Origin of the sequence: Devosia naphthalenivorans, from assembly GCF_003056355.1 — a bacterium.
Taxonomy (GTDB): Bacteria; Pseudomonadota; Alphaproteobacteria; order Rhizobiales; family Devosiaceae; genus Devosia; species Devosia naphthalenivorans.
Window position 1 is genome coordinate 81,932 of sequence record NZ_PYVW01000008.1, and the last position, 20,371, is coordinate 102,302.

The 20,371-nt window shown below is 62.1% G+C and carries 21 protein-coding genes; 12 read left to right on the forward strand and 9 right to left on the reverse strand.

Features of this window, described 5'->3' with window-relative positions:
• Positions 1-16: 16 nt before the first annotated feature.
• A complete protein-coding gene (locus tag C8264_RS11830; protein ID WP_245893116.1) occupies positions 17-1,084 on the reverse strand; it encodes a LacI family DNA-binding transcriptional regulator in 1,068 nt (355 codons plus the stop codon).
• Positions 1,085-1,585: 501 nt separating this feature from the next.
• On the opposite strand from C8264_RS11830, the gene C8264_RS11840 reads away from it, so the two are divergent.
• Positions 1,586-1,882 (forward strand): hypothetical protein, encoded by a 297-nt coding sequence (locus C8264_RS11840; protein ID WP_108461189.1) that lies wholly within the window; start codon positions 1,586-1,588, stop codon positions 1,880-1,882.
• A gap of 54 nt (positions 1,883-1,936) precedes the next feature.
• On the opposite strand, the gene C8264_RS11845 is transcribed toward C8264_RS11840, so the two are convergent.
• Positions 1,937-2,320 (reverse strand): GNAT family N-acetyltransferase, encoded by a 384-nt coding sequence (locus C8264_RS11845; RefSeq protein ID WP_425430677.1) that lies wholly within the window; start codon positions 2,318-2,320, stop codon positions 1,937-1,939.
• Positions 2,321-2,442: 122 nt separating this feature from the next.
• Here C8264_RS11845 and C8264_RS11850 point away from each other — a divergent pair, with 122 nt between their 5' ends.
• The 3 genes from C8264_RS11850 to C8264_RS11860 all read left to right on the forward strand — a co-directional run bounded on the left by C8264_RS11850 (position 2,443) and on the right by C8264_RS11860 (position 5,637).
• Positions 2,443-3,057 (forward strand): Spy/CpxP family protein refolding chaperone, encoded by a 615-nt coding sequence (locus tag C8264_RS11850; RefSeq protein WP_162783598.1) that lies wholly within the window; start codon positions 2,443-2,445, stop codon positions 3,055-3,057.
• Positions 3,058-3,337: 280 nt separating this feature from the next.
• Positions 3,338-4,570, forward strand: coding sequence for an aminotransferase class V-fold PLP-dependent enzyme (locus C8264_RS11855; RefSeq protein WP_108461191.1), 1,233 nt, complete (start codon positions 3,338-3,340; stop codon positions 4,568-4,570).
• A gap of 143 nt (positions 4,571-4,713) precedes the next feature.
• Complete coding sequence (locus tag C8264_RS11860) at positions 4,714-5,637, forward strand: DMT family transporter (protein WP_108461192.1); 924 nt, start codon at positions 4,714-4,716, stop codon at positions 5,635-5,637.
• 182 nt (positions 5,638-5,819) lie between these two features.
• Here C8264_RS11860 and C8264_RS11865 read toward each other — a convergent pair whose 3' ends face one another.
• Positions 5,820-6,212, reverse strand: coding sequence for a DUF2147 domain-containing protein (locus tag C8264_RS11865; RefSeq protein WP_108461193.1), 393 nt, complete (start codon positions 6,210-6,212; stop codon positions 5,820-5,822).
• A gap of 323 nt (positions 6,213-6,535) precedes the next feature.
• Here C8264_RS11865 and C8264_RS11875 point away from each other — a divergent pair, with 323 nt between their 5' ends.
• The 5 genes from C8264_RS11875 (at position 6,536) to uvrB (ending at position 11,916) form a co-directional block, all read left to right on the forward strand.
• Positions 6,536-7,129, forward strand: coding sequence for a thymidine kinase (locus tag C8264_RS11875; protein WP_108461195.1), 594 nt, complete (start codon positions 6,536-6,538; stop codon positions 7,127-7,129).
• A gap of 14 nt (positions 7,130-7,143) precedes the next feature.
• Complete coding sequence (locus C8264_RS11880; RefSeq protein WP_108461196.1) at positions 7,144-7,527, forward strand: acyl-CoA thioesterase; 384 nt, start codon at positions 7,144-7,146, stop codon at positions 7,525-7,527.
• A 191-nt stretch (positions 7,528-7,718) separates the two neighbouring features.
• Entirely contained in the window at positions 7,719-8,369 is a 651-nt protein-coding gene (locus C8264_RS11885; protein ID WP_108461197.1) for an SH3 domain-containing protein, read from the forward strand.
• A gap of 99 nt (positions 8,370-8,468) precedes the next feature.
• Positions 8,469-9,038 (forward strand): SH3 domain-containing protein, encoded by a 570-nt coding sequence (locus C8264_RS11890; protein ID WP_162783599.1) that lies wholly within the window; start codon positions 8,469-8,471, stop codon positions 9,036-9,038.
• A gap of 511 nt (positions 9,039-9,549) precedes the next feature.
• Positions 9,550-11,916 (forward strand): excinuclease ABC subunit UvrB, encoded by a 2,367-nt coding sequence (gene uvrB / locus C8264_RS11895; RefSeq protein WP_425430678.1) that lies wholly within the window; start codon positions 9,550-9,552, stop codon positions 11,914-11,916.
• Between the two features lie 213 nt (positions 11,917-12,129).
• Here uvrB and C8264_RS11900 read toward each other — a convergent pair whose 3' ends face one another.
• From C8264_RS11900 to C8264_RS11910, 3 genes are all read right to left on the reverse strand, one after another.
• The gene (locus tag C8264_RS11900) at positions 12,130-12,489 is read right to left on the reverse strand and encodes an endonuclease domain-containing protein (protein WP_108461200.1); all 360 of its coding nucleotides are present in this window, start codon (positions 12,487-12,489) and stop codon (positions 12,130-12,132) included.
• 598 nt (positions 12,490-13,087) lie between these two features.
• On the reverse strand, positions 13,088-14,611 hold the full coding sequence (locus C8264_RS11905; protein WP_108461201.1) for an RNA-directed DNA polymerase: 1,524 nt from the start codon (positions 14,609-14,611) through the stop codon (positions 13,088-13,090).
• A 372-nt stretch (positions 14,612-14,983) separates the two neighbouring features.
• Entirely contained in the window at positions 14,984-15,466 is a 483-nt protein-coding gene (locus tag C8264_RS11910; protein ID WP_108461202.1) for a GFA family protein, read from the reverse strand.
• Positions 15,467-15,618: 152 nt separating this feature from the next.
• On the opposite strand from C8264_RS11910, the gene C8264_RS11915 reads away from it, so the two are divergent.
• Positions 15,619-15,813 carry a hypothetical protein gene (locus tag C8264_RS11915; protein ID WP_108461203.1) on the forward strand — a complete coding sequence of 65 codons (195 nt, stop codon included), beginning with the start codon at positions 15,619-15,621 and terminating at the stop codon, positions 15,811-15,813.
• A gap of 454 nt (positions 15,814-16,267) precedes the next feature.
• Positions 16,268-16,672 (forward strand): hypothetical protein, encoded by a 405-nt coding sequence (locus tag C8264_RS11920; RefSeq protein ID WP_108461204.1) that lies wholly within the window; start codon positions 16,268-16,270, stop codon positions 16,670-16,672.
• Positions 16,673-16,993: 321 nt separating this feature from the next.
• Here the strand turns inward: C8264_RS11920 and C8264_RS11925 are convergent, their stop codons facing one another.
• Positions 16,994-17,320, reverse strand: a complete 327-nt coding sequence (locus C8264_RS11925) for an SH3 domain-containing protein (protein ID WP_108461205.1) — start codon at positions 17,318-17,320, stop codon at positions 16,994-16,996.
• Positions 17,321-17,382: 62 nt separating this feature from the next.
• Positions 17,383-17,889: a pyridoxamine 5'-phosphate oxidase family protein gene (locus C8264_RS11930; protein WP_108461206.1), complete on the reverse strand. Its 507-nt coding sequence runs from the start codon at positions 17,887-17,889 to the stop codon at positions 17,383-17,385.
• A gap of 171 nt (positions 17,890-18,060) precedes the next feature.
• Between C8264_RS11930 and C8264_RS11935 the strand changes: the two genes are divergently transcribed.
• Complete coding sequence (locus C8264_RS11935; protein ID WP_108461207.1) at positions 18,061-19,278, forward strand: aminotransferase class V-fold PLP-dependent enzyme; 1,218 nt, start codon at positions 18,061-18,063, stop codon at positions 19,276-19,278.
• Positions 19,279-19,281: 3 nt separating this feature from the next.
• On the opposite strand, the gene hemH is transcribed toward C8264_RS11935, so the two are convergent.
• Entirely contained in the window at positions 19,282-20,307 is a 1,026-nt protein-coding gene (gene hemH, locus C8264_RS11940) for a ferrochelatase (RefSeq protein WP_108461208.1), read from the reverse strand.
• Between the last annotated feature and the right edge of the window lie 64 nt (positions 20,308-20,371).

Sequence of the window (20,371 nt, forward strand, 5' to 3'; positions counted from 1 at the left end):
GGCGGCGGGCAACTGCTCAATCGCGGGGCGGCGCGGTGGTTTCGCGGATAACCAGGCGCGGCTCCAGCACGCGCCGGCCGGTGACCTGCGTTCCGCCCAGCGCCGCCTCCACGGCCAGCCGGGCGATCTCGGCCATGGGCTGCTCGATGGTGGTGAGCTTGGGCGTTGCAACCGCCGCCTCCGGCACGCCGTCAAAACCGACGACCGAAACGTCGCCCGGCACGCTGTACCCGTGCTGGATCAGCCAGTCCACGGCGTGCATGGCGATCAAATCGGACATCGCCAGTATGCCCGTGGGCGGCTTGGGGCTGTCGAACAGTTCCGCCATTCCGGCATGGGTGCTGGCCTGGTTCTCGCGGGTTTCAAAGACCGGCACGGTGTTGCGCGCGATGCCCGCGGCGTCCATGGCCTGCCAATAGCCTTGGGCTCGGCTGCGGGAGGTGGAATAGAGCGCTTCATCGACCTGCCGTTCCGTAACCAGCCCGCTATGGTCATCGCTGAGTGCGGTCGAGAGAATCGCCAGGCGTTTGTGCCCCAGGCCGATCAGGTGCTCGGCCGCGGCGCGGGCGCCCCCCACATTGTCGACGCCGATTGCGGGGATCGAACTGTCGTCGGCGCCTATCGCTAGGGCGACATAGGGCAGTTGGCGCTGCCGGGTGATTTCCACCAGCCGCTCGCCGCCTTCGACGCAAAGAAGGATGAAGCCGTCCACCAGCGCCGACTGGATATTCCAGTCCAGCCGCTCGTCGCTCAGGGCTGAGACCAGCGCCACCCCTGCCCCGCGCTCGTCGCAGATGCGAGAAATCTCGTCCATCAGGTGACGGGCCCAAAGATCCTTGAAGAAATAGCTCAGTGGCTCGATGGCGGCGACACCGACGGCATTAACCCGCCCCGCCCGCAACAAGCGTCCGGTTATGCTTGGCCCGGCATATCCCAGCTCCCGCGCGACCTTGAGGACATGCTCGCGCACTTCCTCGCGCACGATTTCGGGACGGCTGAAGGCATTGGATGCTGTGCCCTGGGACACGCCAGCGGCTTTGGCTACGTCCTTGAGCTTGATGGTCTTGTCGGTACTTCTCGGCAAAACGGGCCTCATGATTGAGAGGCGAGGCTAGCAAACTTATTGTACCGATTCAAATTTGCCTTGACTTGGCGGCCCGGAGGAGTATGATTTGAATCGATTCAAGGAGTAGCTGTATCTGCGTTTTGAACCGATTCAACAATGGAGAAGAATGATGATACCCGCCAGCTATTTGTTCAAGAATATCTATTTCGATGCCTGGGAGCGCCCTGCCCCCGCACTGGAACCCGCGCCACGGAAAGAAAGCGATGGTTTGTTGCGGCCGCTGATCAGTGCTGTTCGCGCTCTAGTGCGGCACAGGCGGGCTCCATCGCCCACCTTCCACCGCATATGAACCCTCGCAGGTGAGCCTCGTCCCATCCTGGCACAACGGAGCGAGGTTGCCACCGACCGCCACAGTTTTGCCTCAGAATGGCCCGGCTGAGACCAAGTTCGACACAAACTCGAACCGCATTCCGGGCGCTTAGTGACAGTCGTTGCGAAGACAAGAAACGACGTCGACCCATGCACAAATCTACGTCTGCCAAGCGGAAAATCATCAAGCCCTATGCCATTGCCTCAGCCATCCTGATGGTTGCCGGCGCTGCAGCGGGCCTGATGGCCGGCGTCACACCGGCTACCGCTGCCAATCTGGCCCATCAACCCGATACCCAGATTGCCATCTTCATGGTCCCGCTCACGCTCCTTGTGCTGGCCATGATGTTCGAGGTGACCCGTGTGGTCCTGCGGGGCAACGTCCCTGCCGAGCTGCCGGCCGCCCGTAATCGCCGCCCGCTGTCGGACGGCGCCTTTGTTAACTGACCTCCTCCCTTTGTTCTGACCTGCTTGGGCTGGCTTCGCGCCGGCCCATTTTTTTCACAGGGCAATCAGCCCGGCCGACGTCGTCCGGAACCCGCATTGTTGGTAGAACGCGGCCAGATGGGGTTCGAAATCCACATGCAGCCACTGCGCTCCGCGGGTCCGCGCCTCCAGCGTTGCGCGCTCCACCAGCTGCACGCCAATGCCTTGCCGCTGGTACGCATGGTGCACGCAGGTATCGAGCAGAAAGGCATGGATGCCGCCGTCCCATGCCACGTTGACGAAGCCGACCAGCATGGCCCCGTCGAATGCGCCAACATGCACCAGGCTCCGCCGCAAAATCGGCTGGAAGCTCTCCGGCCCATCGTTCCCCCACGCCGAACGCCAAAGGCCGCGCATGGCGGCATCATCGGCGAAGGGATCGGTAACGATATCGATCACGATGGCCTCCATTCTTACCAATCTCTCCAACTCTTCATCTGGCCGCAAGGTCAGCAACAGGCAAGCCGGTTTAGGTTCATTCCTGCGGGCACCAACCGGCTCCCATGCAAAAGGATATGACAATGAAGACGATCACAACCACCGCCATTGTGGCCCTGATGACCGCGACCATCGGGCTTTCGGCCGCCGCTCCGGCCTTTGCCCATGACGCTGCGCCACAACGGAGCGAGATGCGTCATCACGGCAAGGGCCCGGGCGGTCATGGTGGCGAGCGCGGCTTTGGCCGCGGAATGGGCGGCGGCTTCCTGAACCTGACCAATCCCGATGCCGTGGAGATCAGCCTGGTCCGCCTCAGCCAGCGCGTCGATCCCACTGCCGAACAGCAGCCATTGTTCGACGCCTTCAAGACCGCCGCCATGGCTGCAGCCGAGGATTTCGCCAGCGCACTGGAAGCCATCCGCCCGGAAGCCCCTGTCGAGGGCCAGCCCCGCGTTCGTCCGGAGTTCTCCGAAATGCTGGCCAACCGGATCGCCATGACCTCGGCCCAGTTGGAGGCGCTCGAAGCCGTGCAGCCATCGGCAACGGCATTCTTCGACAGCCTGACCGATGAACAAAAGGCCCAGCTCACCCCACAGCGCGGCGGGCGCAACTGGGGCAAAGGCGGCATGCACCGCGGCGGCCCGGATGCGCCTGAAGCGCCAGCAGCAGAGGCTCCAGAGGCTCCGGCCAACGGCTAAAGTACCGCACCGCCAGTAGACCTCATCCTGAGCCTGTCGAAGGACGGGGTCGTGGCACCCAGACCTCCACTCGCTCGACCCCGTGGCTCGACAGGCTCACCATGAGGTCTTCTGGAGCCTTGGCTGAGATAGCCCCACCGGCAGCGCCGGCTCCTGCGGTGGCGCTGCTCCTGCGGTGCTCTTCCCTCCGGCACTGCACGAACCCCGGCTCTCAACGGCCGGGGTTTGCTTTTGCCGGGCCTTCCTTTATCCAATTGGCAACATCCCGACTGGACCAGCCATGACCGCCCTGCCGCTCGATCCCGCCCGCCTGCGCGCCCTGTTTCCCGCCTTTGCCGAGCCCTCGCTGCAGGGACAAGCGTTTTTCGAGAATGCCGGCGGCTCCTACACCGCGCAAAGCGTGCTGGACCGGCTCGAGCATTTCTATCGCGCCACCAAGGTGCAGCCCTATGGCGTCTATGCCGCCTCGATCAAGGCGGGCGAGGCGATGAACGAGAGCTTCGAGCGCATTGGGCGGGCGCTTAATGTCAGCGCCGACTGGATCCATTTCGGGCCCTCCTCATCGGCCAACACCTATGTTTTGGGCAATGCCTTTGCCGGCTGGCTCAAGGCGGGCGATGCCATCATCGTCACCAACCAGGACCATGAAGCCAATACCGGCGCCTGGCGCAAGCTGAGCAAGATCGGCGTCGAAGTGCGCGAATGGCGCGTCGATGCGCAGACCGGCCGCCTCTCGCTTGCCGCGCTCGATGCCCTGCTCGACAGCAAGGTGCGCATGGTCGCAGCGCCTCACTGCTCCAATATTGCCGGCGAGATCAACCCGGTGGCCGAGATCGCCGCCCGCGCCCGCTCGGTCGGCGCGATCACGGTTATCGATGGCGTCAGCTACGCGCCGCATGGCCTGCCCGACCTGGCGGCGCTCGGCGCGGATATCTATTTCTTTTCGACCTACAAGGTTTATGGCCCGCACCAGGGCGTCATGGCCATCCGCCCTTCGCTGGCGGCCGAACTGCCCAACCAGGGTCATTTCTTCAATGACACCAAGCCGCGCTATCGCCTGACGCCGGCTGGCCCGGACCACGCACAGATCGCGGCCTCAGCCGGCATTGTCGATTATCTGGAAGCCGTCGCTGATCTGGCTGGTGACAAGGTCGAAGGCGCCGATCCCTATCGCCGCGCCCATGCCGCCATGCGGGCACAGGAGATTGCCCTCGCGACGCCATTGCTCGATTTCCTGCGCAAGAAAAACAGCGTGCGCATCATCGGGCCGGATGATCCAGCCGAGCGCGCCCCGACGATTTCAGTCGCTCTCGACGAGCCCGGTGCAGTTGTCGCTGCGCGGTTGGCGAAGCACGGCATCATGGCAGGTGGCGGACATTTCTATGCCCAGCGGCTGCTTGAGGCCGTGGGCATCGACCCCGATCATGGCGTGTTGCGCCTGAGCTTCGTGCATTACACGTCGCCCGCCGAGATCGAGCAGTTGATTGCAGCGCTGAATGCCGAGTTGAAGTAGACACAGCAGAAAGCTCTCCAGCAGCCCCCCAGTAGCCCTCATGGTGAGCCTGTCGAACCACGAGGGCGTGCCCACATCGTGCCACGACCTCGTCCTTCGACAAGCTCAGGATGAGGTCTACCCTTGAACTGGTGTAATCCCCCATGTCCCGCCCACTCGCCATACTCCTGCTGCTGATCTGCACATCGCTGTGGGGCTTTGCCTTTGTGGTGCAAAAATCCGCCATGGAAACCATGGGGCCGCTGACGTTCATGGGGGTGCGGTACCTGTTGGGCGGCATTGTCATCCTGCCGGTCGCATTGGCCATGGCACGGCGCGCGCCGCAGCGCCTCACCCGCCGCCAATGGTGGTTTGTGGGCGGTATGAGCCTGGCGCTGATGCTGGGATCGTGGCTGCAGCAGGTTGGTCTGATTACCACCACCGTCACCAATGGCGGCTTCCTCACCAGTCTTTATGTGCTGTTCGTGCCGCTGATCGGGCTTGTGGCGTTTCGCGCCTGGCCGCATCCGATTGTCTGGCTGGGCGTGCCGCTGGCGCTGGTCGGCATCTATTATCTCAATGGTGGGGGGCTCGACCGGCTCAATAGCGGCGATGCGCTGGTGGTTGGGGGAGCGGTTTTCTGGGCCATCCAGGTCATCATGCTCGGCTTCATCGCCCGCACCACGGGCCAGCCGATCCTGGTGTCCTGCGTCAGCTTCCTGCTGGCCGGCGGCGCCGCGCTGATCCTGGCGTTGCTGTGGGAAGCGCCGACGATCACGGGCATCATGGGTGGCTGGGAAGAGATCGCCTATGCCGGCATATTCTCCACCGCCATTGCCTTCACGCTGCAGGCCGTGGGGCAGCAGCATGTGCCCTCGGCCAATGCCGCAATCATCCTGTCATCGGAATCGCTGTTCGCCGCGATCGGTGGCGCCATTTTCATGGGCGATCGTCTTCCGGCAGTGGGTTATGCCGGGGCGACACTGTTGTTTGCAGCCATCGTGATGGTGGAAGCACTGCCGCCGATGCTGGCGCGGCGGGGGAACCGGCTGAGCGAGCGGGGCCCGGTTACGGAGACCCCGGGCTAGCCTCCTACCGGAGGGCAATGCTTGTTTAGGGCTTCTGGTCTCTCGTCAGTTCCACCCACCACGTCATTCCCGCGAAAGCGGGAACCCCAGTTTTGAAACGGAGCTTCCCGCTTTCGCGGGAATGACCCGGTGACAGCTGCTAAGCCGGCGAGAGCGGGAAATCAGGGAAGGCCCTGCAGCCCCTACTCCGCGTGCCGATACAATTGATACGTCTTGCACGCCACGATCAGCACGCACCCCTTAAGCGTCAGCTGGTCATCACTGACCTGGGTAATGGTCCCCTGAGCGGTCATGCCGAACAAGCGCATCTTGCCGCGCCACTGGTTAGGCGCGACCTGCGTCACCCGCTCCATCATGGGCTTGTTGAGCAGCGGCTTGTACCTGGCGTTGTAGTCGGTGTCCTTGAGCCAGACGAGCGCGCCGCACAGCTGCTGTCCATCGCCGCAGATATTGACCTGGATGCGCGTGTCGCGGGTTTCCAGCTCCCATACCCCATCGGGCGAAGCCGCAGCGGCGGGCAGGATCGAACTCGCAACAAGTGTCGCTGCCATCGCAGCACGAACCAGGAAACGCATGACATTACTCCACTAGCCTGGCCGTGATCCTGGGCCAGCCAAGCTGAACGCCGGCTGAACGTTGGGGGTCATCGTTGAGGGTCATGGCACTGTCATGTGGCGGGCCTACCATCACCCCTGCCCTGGCCCTTCCCCATTCCGCCAGGATTGCCGCGCCCCACGTCCCCAACGTCGCGCCCGGCCCTTCGTGGAAGGCGGCCGCCAACCCGCGTTCCACTGCCGATAATGTCGGCACCTCGGGCCGCCCTTTTGGGTGGCCTTTTTTTTGTGGAGCGCAGTGGCTTTTCTCTCGCCTGCGCGTCGGCACTCCGGCACAAAGTGCCATGGCCAAGCTCTATTTCTCCTATGCGGCGATGAATGCCGGCAAGTCCACCTTGCTGCTGCAAGCCGCCTATAACTACCGCGAGCGCGGCATGCGTCCGCTGCTCTATACCTCCGCGCTCTATGCAGCCGGCGGCGTGGGGCTCATCTCCTCGCGCATCGGCATTGCCGAGCCGGCCGAACTCTATGGGGCAGACGACGATCTTTATCTGTCCATTCGCGACCACCTCGAAGAGGGCAAGGTCGACTGCGTCTTTGTGGACGAAGCGCAGTTCCTGTCCCCCGATCAGGTTTGGCAGCTGGCGCGCGTCAGCGACCGGCTAAAAATCCCGGTGATGTGCTTCGGCCTGCGGACCGATTTTCGCGGGCAATTGTTTCCCGGCTCCTCCGAGCTTCTGGCCATCGCCGACGTCTTGCGCGAAATCCGCACCATCTGCGAATGTGGGGCGAAGGCCACCATGGTGGTTCGCCAGAGCCCGGACGGTCGAGTGCTGGTGGAAGGCGAGCAGGTTTCCATCGAGAAATCGGTCTATGTTTCGCTGTGCCGCAAGCATTGGGAAGAAGCCGTGGGCCGCTGGCCGGTGAAAGGCCCATAGGAAGGATCTGGACCATGAACGACATCGATGCCGAACCCTCTGGCGCCCTCACCATCCGGACGCTCGCCATGCCCGCCGACACCAACCCGGCCGGAGATATCTTTGGTGGCTGGGTGATGAGCCAGATGGACATCGCGGGCTCCATCGCCGCCGTCGAGCGCGTCCGGGGCCGTGTGGTGACCGTCGCCGTCGAAGCCATGACGTTCATTGCGCCGGTCAAGGTGGGCGACGTGCTATGCGTCTACACTTCGATCGAGCGGGTGGGAAACACCTCCATCACCGTGTCCATCGAGGCCTGGTCCAGGCGGCGGCTCCAGGGCCGTCACAAGGTAACCGAAGGACGCTTCGTCTACGTGTCGATAGGCGAAGACGGCAAGAAGCGCCCGATCGAGCACTGACAACGGAGATTTCTGGCTAAGATTTCGTTCAGCCGGCGTTCAGTTGCTGCGCCATAAACGGCCTTGCACATTTCACCGCGGGCGGAACTCTTTGTTTCTGCCCTCGTTTGTTTGCCAAACCCAACAATTGCGCAATGGTCCGCCAGCGTTGCTTCCACCGGAAGCCGGCCCGTTGCTTCAGGAGCGTCCATATGAACCGAAATACCCGCAAGATGTTGCTCAATGTCGCGACGGGCATTGCCGTCGCCGCAACGGCCGCAGCCGTTTTCGTGCCGGCCGCCTATGCCGCGCCCGGCATGGTCACCAGCAATGTCAATGTGCGCTCCGGCCCGGGCACCAATTACGGTGTAGTCGACACCGTGCGCCGCGGCAGCCAGGTGGACGTGCAGCAGTGCCAGGGTTCGTGGTGCTTCATCTCCAAGCCCGGCCCGGACGGCTGGGTTTCCTCCAGCTATATCAGCACCAATGGCCGTCCGGGCAACGCAGGCCAGCCGGGCATTTCGATTGATCTGGGTGGCGGAAACGGACCCCAGATCAACATCGGCGTCGGCGGCCAGAACCGGCCTCAGCGTCCGCCAGTGATCGAACAGCCGGACTATGCCGGCGAAGTGTGCCTCTATGACCGCACGCGCTTCCGTGGCGAAAGCCTGTGCCTGGAGGCCGGCGAGAGCTATCGCAACCTCGGTGAGTTCGCCGATCGCGCGTCCTCTATCGACAATCCCGATGGGCTGCGGGTTCAGGTCTGCTCCGAGCGCAACTTCCGCAATTGCCGGACCTACACGACCAGCGCGTCTTCGCTGGGTGATTTCGACGACTACATCGTCTCGGTCCGCGTCCGCTGATCATCCAAAGGCGCCAGCTCCGGTTGGCGCCTTTTCTGTTGCTCTTGAGCCCACAGAGTGGTTCTTCTAGAGGCAACATAGCTGCACCAGGATATGCAAATGCGCCGCCCCAGCTTCATTGCCACCTTTTTCCTTCTGCTGGCCTTCGCCATTCCCGCCTCCGCCTATACCGAGTCGGGCACTCACGCCTGGAGCACAAGCCCGCTGGTGCTGAGCTCCGGCCCGGGCTCCGCCTACCACGTCACCGGCCAGATCGCCGAGAACGCCGCCATCAAGGTGCTGCGCTGCCAGCGCCTGTGGTGCCTGGTGGATGGCGAGGGCGGCCGCGGCTGGACCAGCAGGGACCACATCTCCTTCGGCAAGACACCGGCTGATTGGCCCGGCGGCATCAACCCCGATTATCCCTCCGGCGGGCCGGGTGAAGTCTGCTTTTATACCGGCACCAATTTCACCGGCATTGCCTTCTGCGCCCGCCCCGGCCGCGTGGTGCAGGACTTTGCCCTGCTCAACATGGACAATCAGTTCCTCTCCGTCGAACTGGTCGGCAATGTCTCCGTCGCCGCCTGCCGCGACCGCTTCTTCCAGAGCTATTGCGAGCGCATCATCACCTCCCAGCCGGTGCTGGACCAGTATCTGCAGCGCAATCTGTCCTCGGCGCGGGTTTACTGAGCACCTCGGCTAAAACACGTCATTCCCGCGAACGCGGGAATCTCACTTCCCTTCAGCGCCGGAGCGGGATTCCCGCTTTCGCGGGAATGACGCCGTGGCAGTGCCCCCATCCTGACACCCCCTGTCAGCACCCCCTGTTCCCTCTCCGTTCGTTAGGCGCTACACTCTGCGGAACATTGCATTTCGGTGCCTCGTTCCCCATCTGAGTTGCTTCCCCAGCGCACGGTGTTTCCTTATGGCCGACAAATCCGCTCGCCCCGGCAAAGCCGAATTTTCCATCGACGACTTCCTCGGTGAAATCGAGAAGGCCGAGGACCTCGCCGCGAGCAAGCCGCTTTATGCCGAGCGCATGCGCAACAAGCGCGCGCTGGACCGGGCCGACCAGAAGGCCGCCGCCGACGCTGCACAGGCCGAGGCCGATGCCGCCAAGGCTCTGGAGCAGGCCGCCAAGAAGAAGACCGCGCTGGAAAAGCGCCGCACCACCAAGTCGTCGCACGACACCGTCACCGGCATGGCGGCCAAGACCAGCAAGACCAAGATCAACTCCGTCGATCGCGTGGACTTCTCCGGCATGGGCGAAGCGCCCCAGGCCGGCTTCAACCACATGCCCAGCGCGCGCGAGATCTCCCGCGCCGCCGCCGCTGATCCCGAGGCACAGGCCCGCCTGCGCGAGGCGCTCGACGCTTCGGTGAAAAAGAACAAGGCGCGCAAGGGCGAGAGCCTCGAAAACGCGCAGACCGTCGGCATCACCGCCACCGTCAAGGCGCTGGAACAGATCATTCTGCACGGCCGCAAGGAGGTGGAGGGCTCCTCCCCCTGGGTGCCGCACAAAGCGCAGAACAGCCTCGAAAAGCGGCTGGGCGGCAAGCCCTTCCGCATGGTCACCGACTACAAGCCCGCCGGCGACCAGCCCACCGCCATCGCCGAGCTGGTGGAAGGCGTCAACAATGGCGAAACCGACCAGGTGCTGCTCGGCGTCACCGGCTCGGGCAAGACCTTCACCGCCGCCCAGGTGATCGCCGCTACCAACCGCCCCGCGCTGATCCTCGCCCCCAACAAGACCCTCGCCGCCCAGCTCTATGGCGAGTTCAAATCCTTCTTCCCCGACAATGCGGTGGAGTATTTCGTCTCCTACTACGATTACTACCAGCCCGAGGCCTACGTCCCCCGCACCGACACCTACATCGAAAAAGAATCCACCATCAACGAGCAGATCGACCGCATGCGCCACTCGGCCACGCGCTCGATCCTGGAACGCGACGACGTCATCATCGTCTCGTCGGTGTCCTGCATCTACGGTATCGGTTCGGTGGAAGACTACACCGCCATGACCATCGATGTGCAGAAGGGCGATAGAATCGACCAGCGCGAGCTGCTCGCCAAGCTGGTGGCCCTGCAATACAAGCGCGGCGACACCGGCTTCGTGCGCGGCACCTTCCGGGTGCGTGGCGATACCGTTGAAATCTTCCCCGCCCACTATGAAGCCGCCGCCTGGCGCGTGTCCCTGTTCGGCAACGAGATCGAGTCCATCGTTGAGTTCGATCCCCTCACCGGCAAGAAATCCGCCGACCTGACCTTCATCCGCGTCTTCGCCAATTCCCACCACGTGACGCCGCGCACCACCATGAACCAGGCGCTCAAGCTGATCCGCCAGGAGCTGCAGGCCCGCCTGCAGGAGCTCAACGGCGCCGGCCGCTTCCTCGAAGCCCAGCGCCTCGAACAGCGCACCCTGTTCGATCTCGAAATGATGGAAGCCACCGGCTCCTGCGCCGGCATCGAGAACTACAGCCGCTACTTTTCCGGCCGCAAGCCGGGCGAACCGCCCCCGACGCTGTTCGAATATCTGCCCGAAAATTCCCTGGTGTTCGTGGACGAATCCCACGTCACCATCGGCCAGCTTGGCGCCATGTATCGCGGCGATCTCCGCCGCAAGGCGACCCTGGCCGAATACGGCTTCCGCCTCCCGAGCTGCATGGACAACCGGCCGCTCCGCTTCGAGGAGTGGAACGCCATGCGCCCGCAATCGGTCTATGTCTCGGCCACCCCCGGCTCATGGGAAATGGAGCAGACCGGCGGCGTCTTTGCCGAACAGGTCATCCGCCCCACCGGGCTGATCGATCCCCCGGTCGAAATCCGCCCCGCCAAGGCCCAGGTCGATGACGTGGTCGACGAAATCCGCCAGACCAACAAGGCCGGCTACCGGACCCTCCTCACCGTCCTCACCAAGAAAATGGCCGAGGACCTCACCGAATACCTGCACGAACAGGGCATTCGCGTCCGCTACATGCATTCCGATGTCGACACCATCGAGCGCATCGAAATCATCCGCGACCTCCGCCTCGGCGCCTTCGACGTCCTGGTGGGCATCAACCTCCTCCGCGAAGGCCTCGACATCCCCGAATGCGGCCTCGTCGCCATTCTCGACGCCGACAAGGAAGGCTTCCTGCGTTCAGAGACGTCCCTGATCCAGACCATCGGCCGCGCCGCGCGTAACGTTGATGGCAAGGTCGTGCTCTACGCGGACAAGATCACCGGCTCCATGGAACGGGCGCTGGCCGAAACCAACCGCCGCCGCGAAAAGCAGATGGCCTACAACGCCGCCAACGGCATCACCCCCCAATCCGTCCGCTCCAACATCCACGACATCGTCGACAGCGTCTACGAACAGGACCACGTCACCGTCTCCATCGGCAAAGGCCGCGACGGCAAAGAGCAAATCCAGGTCGGCGCCAACCTCGCCGCCGTCATCAAGGACATGGAAGCCCAGATGCGCGAAGCCGCGACGAATCTGGAATTCGAGAAGGCCGCCAGACTACGCGACGAAGTCAAACGCCTGCGCGAAATGGAACTGGATACGCTATCGGGCGAGGTCAACTAACGCAAACCCCGCCCCAACCCCAATGGTGTCCCTCCCCCTTACAGGGGGAGGCGAGGTGGGGGTCCATCCACTACACTCTCGGCAAAACCCCCACCCAACCTCCCCCTGAAAGGGGGAGGAGCCCAACATCCCGCCTGTCCACCAAACCCGCCACATCCCCGATGCGATCCCTCCCCCTAACAGGGGGAGGCTAGGTGGGGGTCCATCACCAGCCTATGAGCCACTACCACCCGGCTCCCCCAAAATCCCAACCAACACCTCCCCCACCCCATTCGCATTCCGCAACACATCGTCATTGCTAAACCGCACCACGCGATAACCCGCCGACTCCAGCACCGCCGTCCGCCGCGCATCCCGCGCCACGCCCTCGTCACTATAGTGACCGCCACCATCGATCTCGAAGATCAGCTTCTCGCGCTTGCAGATAAAATCGACGAAATACACCCCAACCGGCGCCTGCCGCCGAAAGTGCCAACCACTGAACCGCCACGGATACAGCAGCGCCCAGAACCGCCGCTCCGCCTCCGTCTGATCCCGCCGCAACCGCCGCCCCACGCTCACCGGATCGTCCATCCGCCCCCCAAGCAGAACTCAATCAGCCCAGCATCAACCAAGGCCAGCCCATCGGCAAGCCCACCACCCCCACCCCATCCCCATTGGGATTCCTCCCCCTCCCAAGGGGAGGCGAGGTGGGGGTCCATCACCGCTCTCTCAGCAGAACCCCCATCCTACCTCCCCTGAAAGGGGGAGGAGCCCAACACCTGCCCACCAAACTCGCCAAGTCCCCGATGGGATTCCTCCCCCTCCCAGGGGGAGGCGAGGTGGGGGTCCATCACCGCTCCCTCAGCCGAACCCCCACCCAACCTCCCCCTGACAGGGGGAGGAGCCGACCATCTCGCCATCACCAAGCCAACCCCATCCCAGATAGTATCCCTCCCGCTCACAGGGGAGGCGAGGTGGGGGGTCCACTAACAGCCACTCAGAAAATTCGCGCCAGATCCACGAGGTAACGCAGCTAAGCTAGTTGGAGATGATAGGTTGTCGGGGAATGAACTAGCTCGAACAGCTTTATACTATCGACGCCCCCGAACCGTCGGCCATCGTCAGCTGACAAGCGGATTTCAATCAGGCTACCTGTGCCCCCCCCTGTTACCGGTAGTTTTGAGGTCAGTCAGGACTGGCCGTCACTCGTTTGCGCCAGATTTGCAAGATCTGTGATAACCAAGCCAAACTTTCCCTGCTTTGACTTCGCCCAATCACAAAACGACTTATCAAGTGGTTGTAGCATTCCGCCTCTTACAGCATCCACCCAGGTATCGTATTCGTCTTTCGGTAGACACGTGGCGCCAATAATTAGCGCATACTGCTCAAACATGCTGAATTGATCAAATCTAGTCTTATTTTTCCTAAAATATGCGATATTCGAAATCGTAGCATTAATCAGAATAATCTGTCGGCCATCTAGCTCAGACACTCTCTCGATTTCTCCGAGTGTCTTTGCTGAGATCGGTGTTATCCGGCGGATAAATAGCTCCAACAACCAAGCTCTGATTACGGGCACGCTTCGCCCCGCGCCTACCCGAAGGTGGCCAACTACCGACGGCGTAATGTCAAACTCGGCCGGAAGCGCACCAGATTTGGACAGATTGTCGAGAAGGAGGACGACGTCCTTGATAAAGGGCAGCAGCAATTCCAAGTTCGCACCAATAAACTGCACGCACTCGGCATTTTGAGTAATTCGTAGCGCCCTTAAAATGGACCGAATCTTACCAAAATCCCAGGACTCTGCGGCTAGCAAGTCTGAGAGCAGATCTACTAAGTTAAGAGCTTGTAGAGACGCCAGCTCATCTGCATCCGGCTCGTCCGCCTCCTCGAAGTAGAGAGAATTGGATAGTGCCTCAAGTGCCGTCCTCTGAGTCTCGTCGAACGCATCAAGCCCCTCATCGTCGAGGTATTCTACGTATTGATTTAGGGTAACCACCCGCGTCTTTTGAGCATTGAGAGTTAACCCCTCCGACAGAAGCACTTCCGCTGCAAAGGCCAAGGATCGATACGCGCTTTCGCCCTTACGGATGTAAATCCTTATGTCGTCTACAAAGCGGGTGAAAAAGTACTCTTCGGCTTCCAGCGCATGATCAAAATCGGACAGGACAGCCTCGGCGATAAACCGGGACGCGGTCCCTCCAACTGGTATCCCGTAGGATTGTTTCGCACGTATCTTCTTGATTATTTTTTCAAGAAGAGCAGCAACTCCTTTGTTAGCTGACGCTGACCGCAAAACATTTTCGATTCTGTGAAAGTATATTCTTTGGTAGAAATCAGCTATGTCAGTAAAGACCACGTACTCTATATCGCCGGCCTTTGCGATCTCCCGTTGAAACTCGATCCAATCTCGGTAGGTTCGATCGTTTTTCAAGACAGAGCCGTCGCCCTTGTTTTCAAACCGATAAGAGAACGGCCCGAACCTCTCGTCTGGAGCCTTGAAATTTTCAAGATCTGGCGCAATCTCAACCGTCCCTGCCATCAGCAAAAGTGCATCCAGCATAACCAACTGGTTCGCAATCCTGAATCCGTATCGAGACTTCGGTGCCAACGCCTCGACTGAGTGGGACGGATAGAAATTGGAGACGTCGTACGTCTTGAGTTGATCGACGACCTCGTCAGCCTTCTCGGAGAGGTAGACAAGTTCAAACAAGTGAGGGAAAATATCCGTGTCCCCAAATCGGCAAAGATGGCTAATAGCCGTATGAATCGAATCTTCTGATAGATATGTGGACACAGTATCCCCGTTCCAATTTGGACAATCATGCCCTAATACGTATAGACATTAGGATATATATTTCGGGCAACAGATATTTCTCGTTTCTTGTGGTTCAATGGCACTAGCCCACTAAATTCTCGAAACTGTGAGGATTGCGCCTCACAAGGCTGCTCCCGTAGCAAGGTCACACGGAGCCTCTCTAGGTTCCCCCAGTCTGACTATGCGGCATCGCGGTGGCCGATCTCAGCGCCACCTGTGCGGCCATCACCTCGTCGGCGGACCTGACCGCGGCGATTGACGCCAGCCCTACGTCTCCCAATCCGGATGCTGCCGATTGCTCGCCCTGATCCGCGGCAACATCCTCTCCGGATCATCCGCATAAGTCGGCTTGTCGCCCGGCAGCGCTTCCAGCCCATGCCACCAGCGCACCCTGCTCTCGACGCCATATTGCACCACGGGCGGCACGCGGTCGGGCTGGTCGAAGCTGCCGGCCAGCACGCCGATATCGGGATAGGCGGGATAGTCGAAAATCAGCGGGGTGCCGCAATCCTTGCAAAAGCCACGCCGGGCCACGGCCGAGCTGTGAAACCAGCTGATCGCCCCGCGCGTCACCACGAAATCGCTCTTGAGCACCGGGCAGATCACCGCGAACGACCCGCCCACCGCTTTCTGGCACATGCGGCAATGGCAGACATGCACATTGTCCGGCTGCACGCCCACGGCATAGCGCACCGCGCCGCACTGGCAGCCGCCGGTCAATGCCTCATCGAGCTTGCGATACTCAACCATGGCTGAATTCTCCCTGGCCCCGCGCACCCCATGTAGATTGCGCCTCACACGCCAGATGTCCACACCGCCTTCATCACATCAGCGCCCGGCCTCTAGACTCTCACATCAAGTCATTTTAGAACAAACGCAGAACATAACCTGTCGAGTCCATCATGCCAACCTTCACCACCGAACTCGCCAACCGTTCCACCCGCGAACTGCCGCTAACCCTTGCCGAAGCCAGCCAGATGGCCGAGGCCGGCTTCAAGTTTGCCGAATTCGAGCCCGAATATGGCCGCTACCGCCTGAGCAAACCCTATGAACTGGTGATCATCCGCGACACCAACACCCTGACCATCCGCCAGTAGCCGCCGCCCTGGCGTCCGCCCTTTTCGAGGGGCCGGCAGCACAGCAGATGCCCTCTGCCTCTGCCTCTGCCTCTGCCTCTGCCTCTGCCTCTGCCTCTGCCTCTGCTTCTGCTTCTGCCACTGCCCTCTGCCCTCACCCTCTGCCCGCTACCCTCCCCCTTCCCTTTCTGCCCAGCCTCCCCTCCCTCCACTTCCCTCCACTTCGCTCCACTTCCCTCCACTTCCCTCCACCTCCCTCTCCCCTACCTCCACCTCCCAACCCACCCTACCTCCACCTCCCAACCCGCCGTCCCAACCAACCCACCCACCTGCCCAACCAACCAACCCACCCTCCGCCCGACGCTTCTCGTGTTGCAAATAGGTCCTAATTGCATCTTCTGCCCACGGCACCACTTCCCTCAATCTTATCCCCATCCCACCGCATGCGCTTACGCTTGCCGCAAAGGGGGAACCGATGATCCAGCCGATTTCATTTTCCAAAGTGCTCGACCACGAAAAGCTGTCCGAGCGGTTGATGGCGCTGCGGGCCATTGTGGCGGCGGCGCGCAAGGATGCGCCGGATAACCTTGCCAGCCCGACGCTTTGCGGCGCAGCCGGGCAGCTGCTCCGCGATCTCTATCGCCTGGTCTCGCGCGAGCCGGGCGCCCGCGCCCTGCCGCGTCTTGACCCACGACACCCGCCGGATCTGCGTACCCTGTCCACCATGCTGCGCGATGCTCAAGTGGCGCTCGACGCCTTTGCCTATGCGCATCGCGACCATGATGACGACTATGGGGATAAATGGCTGACCGTGGAGGCAATCGAGGCCTTTCACGACGACCGCAAGAAGTTATCCCCCTCCGGTTTCGCCGCGCGATAATGGGGCCGTTCCCGCCACACACGTGATGCCGACGAAGCATCAGGCGGGAAGGCTGGCTGCCGGGGTCGCCCGGCGCCTGCGTGGATGCTGACCACCGGTCCGCCGGCGGAATGCGACATGGGCCAGACCATCGGCCATGCCGCAGACCGATCCGGAACCCCACAGGGGCGGCCGCTCGATGCGTGCGCAGGAAAATCAGGTCGTGCGAAGCGGCTTTCGCCTCTTCAACACTCAATCAGGGGGCGCAAGCCCTCGGGACGAAAGCCGCTTCACACCGTGTCACCGCAGGCTCCAGGGCTGTGCGGCGCTTCCGCACGTTTGTCACCAGATCGAATCCTCGCGGCCATCGTCATCCATGCTCGGACTCCCCAGGAACCGGAACGGGGTTACCGGGATCTTGGCGGACCAGCCGATGAGGTAGGACGCGTTGACCCAGCCCGCGCCGGAGACGAGGCACCAGCGGTCGTCGCGGGTGCAGTAGTCGAGGGTGACGCGGCTGCCGTTTTCCAGGCGCCCGATGGCGCGGTAGTCGGTGCCGGGGCCGGAGCGGACCGCGATGTTGCCGGAGACGCGCGCGGTAGGTTCGGCGGCGCTGGCGATGGTCGGCAGGGCCAATGCAACAGCGGCGATAATGAGGGGAAGGCGCATGAAAGGGCTCCTTTGCTGTGCCCTTTCAATGCGCCAGTCCCGCCGGTGGTTCAAGCGTTCGCCTAGAGGTTGACCTTTTCGTTATCGCCCATTTCGGGGGCAGCGCCGGTCACGGCCGCAAGGGCCATCTTGGCGGTGGCGACGAGCTGGTTGGGGCTGTCCCAAAGCTCGGCATCTTCGGGCGTGACGGTCAGCAGGCGGATGGACGGATCGTTCTCGTCATCCCACCAGGCCTTGTCGAAGTCGTTCCACAGCTCCTTGATCTTTGCGCGATCATTGCTGACGCGGGCGGAGCCTGAGATCACCACATATTTGTGGCCGCCATTGTCGGCCCAGGCGCAGGACACGAAAGGGAATTTCTCGACCTGCGAATTCTTGGCGCCGTCCTCGTCCACCAGGAAATAGATGGCGTGCTCTTCGCGGAACACGCGCGCCGAGAGCGGCCGGCTGCGCTGGCGTTCGCCATCCCAGGTGGTGAACATGCAAAAGTCGATCTTCTTGGCGAGCTCCCAGATGCGATCACGCGCTTCCTCGGGAGTCTTGTCGTTGTCGTGGTGTTCCTTGGCCATGAGGCGCTCCTGCTGTTTCGTCGTGGCAGAACGAACGGGCCGCAGGGGAGTTGCGGTTATAATTTCACGCTGCGTCACCCTGCCGCCAAACGTTGCGCACCGACTCGATTGCCAAGCGCAGAGGCATTCGTCAGACATGTGTTGTTGAGCGCATAGCGAAAGGCCGCTGAATTGTCCGAAAATCTGGCCCGGCAGTTCCTCATCCGTGAGGATGTCGTTTTCCTTAACCACGGCTCGTTCGGCGCCTGCCCTCGGCCGGTGTTCGAGACCTACCAGCATTGGCAGCTCGAACTCGAACGCCAGCCGGTGGAGTTCCTGGGCCGCGCGCTGACCGAGAACATGCGCCTGCCCCGCACCGCGCTCGCGACAGAGCTTGGCACCACGCCCGAGAACATCGTCGGGCTCACCAACGCCACGACGGGCCTCAACATCGTTGCCCAGTCGCTTGATCTCAAACCCGGCGATCAGATCCTCACCACCGATCACGAATACTCCGCGCTGGAAAAGACCTGGGCCTATGTCTGCCGCAGGACGGGGGCGGAGATCGTGGTGGTCAACATACCCCTGCCGCTAGAAACCGAAGCGCAGTTCACCGATGCGGTGGTCGCAGGTATGACCGACCGCACCAGGGTGCTGTTCCTCAGCCATATCACCTCGCCAACGGCGCTGCTGTTCCCCATCGAACGCGCCATCGCCGAAGCACGCAAACGCGGCATCTGGAGCGTCATCGATGGCGCGCACACGCCCGGCCACATTCCGCTCCAACTGGACGCGCTGGGGGCCGATTTCTACGCCGGCAACTGCCACAAATGGATGATGGCGCCCAAGGGATCGGCGTTTCTGCATGCCCGGCCGGAAGTGCAGGGCTTGCTCAATCCGCTGGTCATCAGCCATGGCTGGACCGCGCAATCCAGGGACGCTGGCGCCAAGGGCGCCTTCGGCAATTCCCCGTTCATTGACGAGATCGAAGTCCAGGGCACGCGCGATCCGGCGCCTTGGCTCACCATTCCCACGGCCCTCGACTATCGCCGCGACAATGATTGGGTTAGTGTTCAGGCCCATTGCCAGGCGCTGGCGCAGGATACGGCGCGGCGCCTCGGCGTACTGACCGGCCTTGAGCCACTGAGCGCACCACAATTCTGCGCCCCGCAAATGGTCGCCATGCCGCTTCCGGAATGCAACACCGAGCAGCTCAAGATCGATCTGATCGAGCGCTACAACATCGAAATGCCGGTCTTCAAATGGCAGGACCGCTGCATCGCGCGGCTGTCCGTGCAGGGCTATAACGGCAAGGCGCAGATGGACCTGCTGATCTCGGCGCTGACCGACCTGCTTGGCCTTGAGGCAGATTTGGCAGTACGGGCGACGCAGGCCGAGGGTGCAGCGTAAAACCTAGATCCAGCCGCTCAACTCGCGCCGCACCATGGCTTCGATCATGTCCATGCCTGCGGGGCTGGCGTTAAGGCATGGGATATAGGCGAAGTTTTCACCGCCCGCTTCCATGAAAATGTCGCGGCCGCCCATGGCGATTTCTTCCAGGGTTTCGATGCAGTCGGCGGAAAAGGCAGGCGCCAGGATCGCGACTTTCTTGATCCCCTTGCCGGGCAGCGCTTCAAGCGTCTTGTCGGTATAGGGTTCCAGCCACTTGGTCGGGCCGAAGCGTGACTGGAAGGTCACCATCAGCTTTTCCTTGGGCCAGCCGAGATATTCTCGGACCAGGCGCGTCGTCTTGTGGCACTGGCAATGATAGACGTCGCCGCGCTCGAGATAGCTCACCGGCATGCCGTGATAGCTGGTCAGCACCAGGTCGGGTTCGAAGTCGAGTGCCGCTACGCCGTCGCGGATCGAATTGCCCAGCGTCTCGATATATTTGGGGTCTTCGAAATAGGCTGGCGCCGTGCGCACGGCTGGCTGCCAACGCATGGTCTTGAGGATGTCGAAAGCCTTGTCGTTGGCCGTCGCCGTGGTGGTCGCGGAATTCTGCGGGTACAGCGGCACAAGCAGGATCTTGCTGCAGCCGGCCTTGTGCAGGCGCTCCAGCACGCTCTTGGTCGATGGATTGCCGTAGCGCATGGCGAAATCCACCATGATGTTGTCGTGGCCGGCCATCCGCTCGGCCAGCGCCGCGGTCTGCTCGCGAGTGATCACCAGCAAGGGGCTGGCATTGTGTTCCTTGTCCCAGATCTGCGCATAGGCGTGGCCGCTTTTCTGCGGCCGCACCGACAGGATCACCAGGTTGAGAAGCGGCCACCACAACCATTTCGGCGTCTCGATGACCCGCGGATCGCTCAGGAATTCCTTGAGATAGCGCCGCACACTCCAGTAATCGGTAGCGTCCGGAGTGCCCAGATTGAGCAGCACGACGCCGATCTTGGGTTTGAGGACTTGCGGGTGCGACGGCGGCAAATGGTCGGACATGGATGGCCAGTTTGGAGAGGTTCTAGGCTGCGCGCACCATAACCACATCACGCCCTCGCGCAAG

Bases quoted from the DNA above. Each gene is read 5' to 3' on its own strand.
- C8264_RS11900 (WP_108461200.1), bottom strand. From the start codon at position 12,489: ATGGACGATCCGGTGAGCGTGGGGCGGCGGTTGCGGCGGGATCAGACG.
- C8264_RS11855 (WP_108461191.1), top strand. From the start codon at position 3,338: ATGACCGCCCTGCCGCTCGATCCCGCCCGCCTGCGCGCCCTGTTTCCC.
- C8264_RS11860 (WP_108461192.1), top strand. From the start codon at position 4,714: ATGTCCCGCCCACTCGCCATACTCCTGCTGCTGATCTGCACATCGCTG.
- C8264_RS11920 (WP_108461204.1), top strand. From the start codon at position 16,268: ATGATCCAGCCGATTTCATTTTCCAAAGTGCTCGACCACGAAAAGCTG.
- C8264_RS11930 (WP_108461206.1), bottom strand. From the start codon at position 17,889: ATGGCCAAGGAACACCACGACAACGACAAGACTCCCGAGGAAGCGCGT.
- C8264_RS11885 (WP_108461197.1), top strand. From the start codon at position 7,719: ATGAACCGAAATACCCGCAAGATGTTGCTCAATGTCGCGACGGGCATT.
- C8264_RS11865 (WP_108461193.1), bottom strand. From the start codon at position 6,212: ATGCGTTTCCTGGTTCGTGCTGCGATGGCAGCGACACTTGTTGCGAGT.
- C8264_RS11925 (WP_108461205.1), bottom strand. From the start codon at position 17,320: ATGCGCCTTCCCCTCATTATCGCCGCTGTTGCATTGGCCCTGCCGACC.
- C8264_RS11915 (WP_108461203.1), top strand. From the start codon at position 15,619: ATGCCAACCTTCACCACCGAACTCGCCAACCGTTCCACCCGCGAACTG.
- C8264_RS11880 (WP_108461196.1), top strand. From the start codon at position 7,144: ATGAACGACATCGATGCCGAACCCTCTGGCGCCCTCACCATCCGGACG.
- C8264_RS11910 (WP_108461202.1), bottom strand. From the start codon at position 15,466: ATGGTTGAGTATCGCAAGCTCGATGAGGCATTGACCGGCGGCTGCCAG.
- hemH (WP_108461208.1), bottom strand. From the start codon at position 20,307: ATGTCCGACCATTTGCCGCCGTCGCACCCGCAAGTCCTCAAACCCAAG.
- C8264_RS11840 (WP_108461189.1), top strand. From the start codon at position 1,586: ATGCACAAATCTACGTCTGCCAAGCGGAAAATCATCAAGCCCTATGCC.
- C8264_RS11890 (WP_162783599.1), top strand. From the start codon at position 8,469: ATGCGCCGCCCCAGCTTCATTGCCACCTTTTTCCTTCTGCTGGCCTTC.
- C8264_RS11850 (WP_162783598.1), top strand. From the start codon at position 2,443: ATGAAGACGATCACAACCACCGCCATTGTGGCCCTGATGACCGCGACC.
- uvrB (WP_425430678.1), top strand. From the start codon at position 9,550: ATGGCGGCCAAGACCAGCAAGACCAAGATCAACTCCGTCGATCGCGTG.
- C8264_RS11875 (WP_108461195.1), top strand. From the start codon at position 6,536: ATGGCCAAGCTCTATTTCTCCTATGCGGCGATGAATGCCGGCAAGTCC.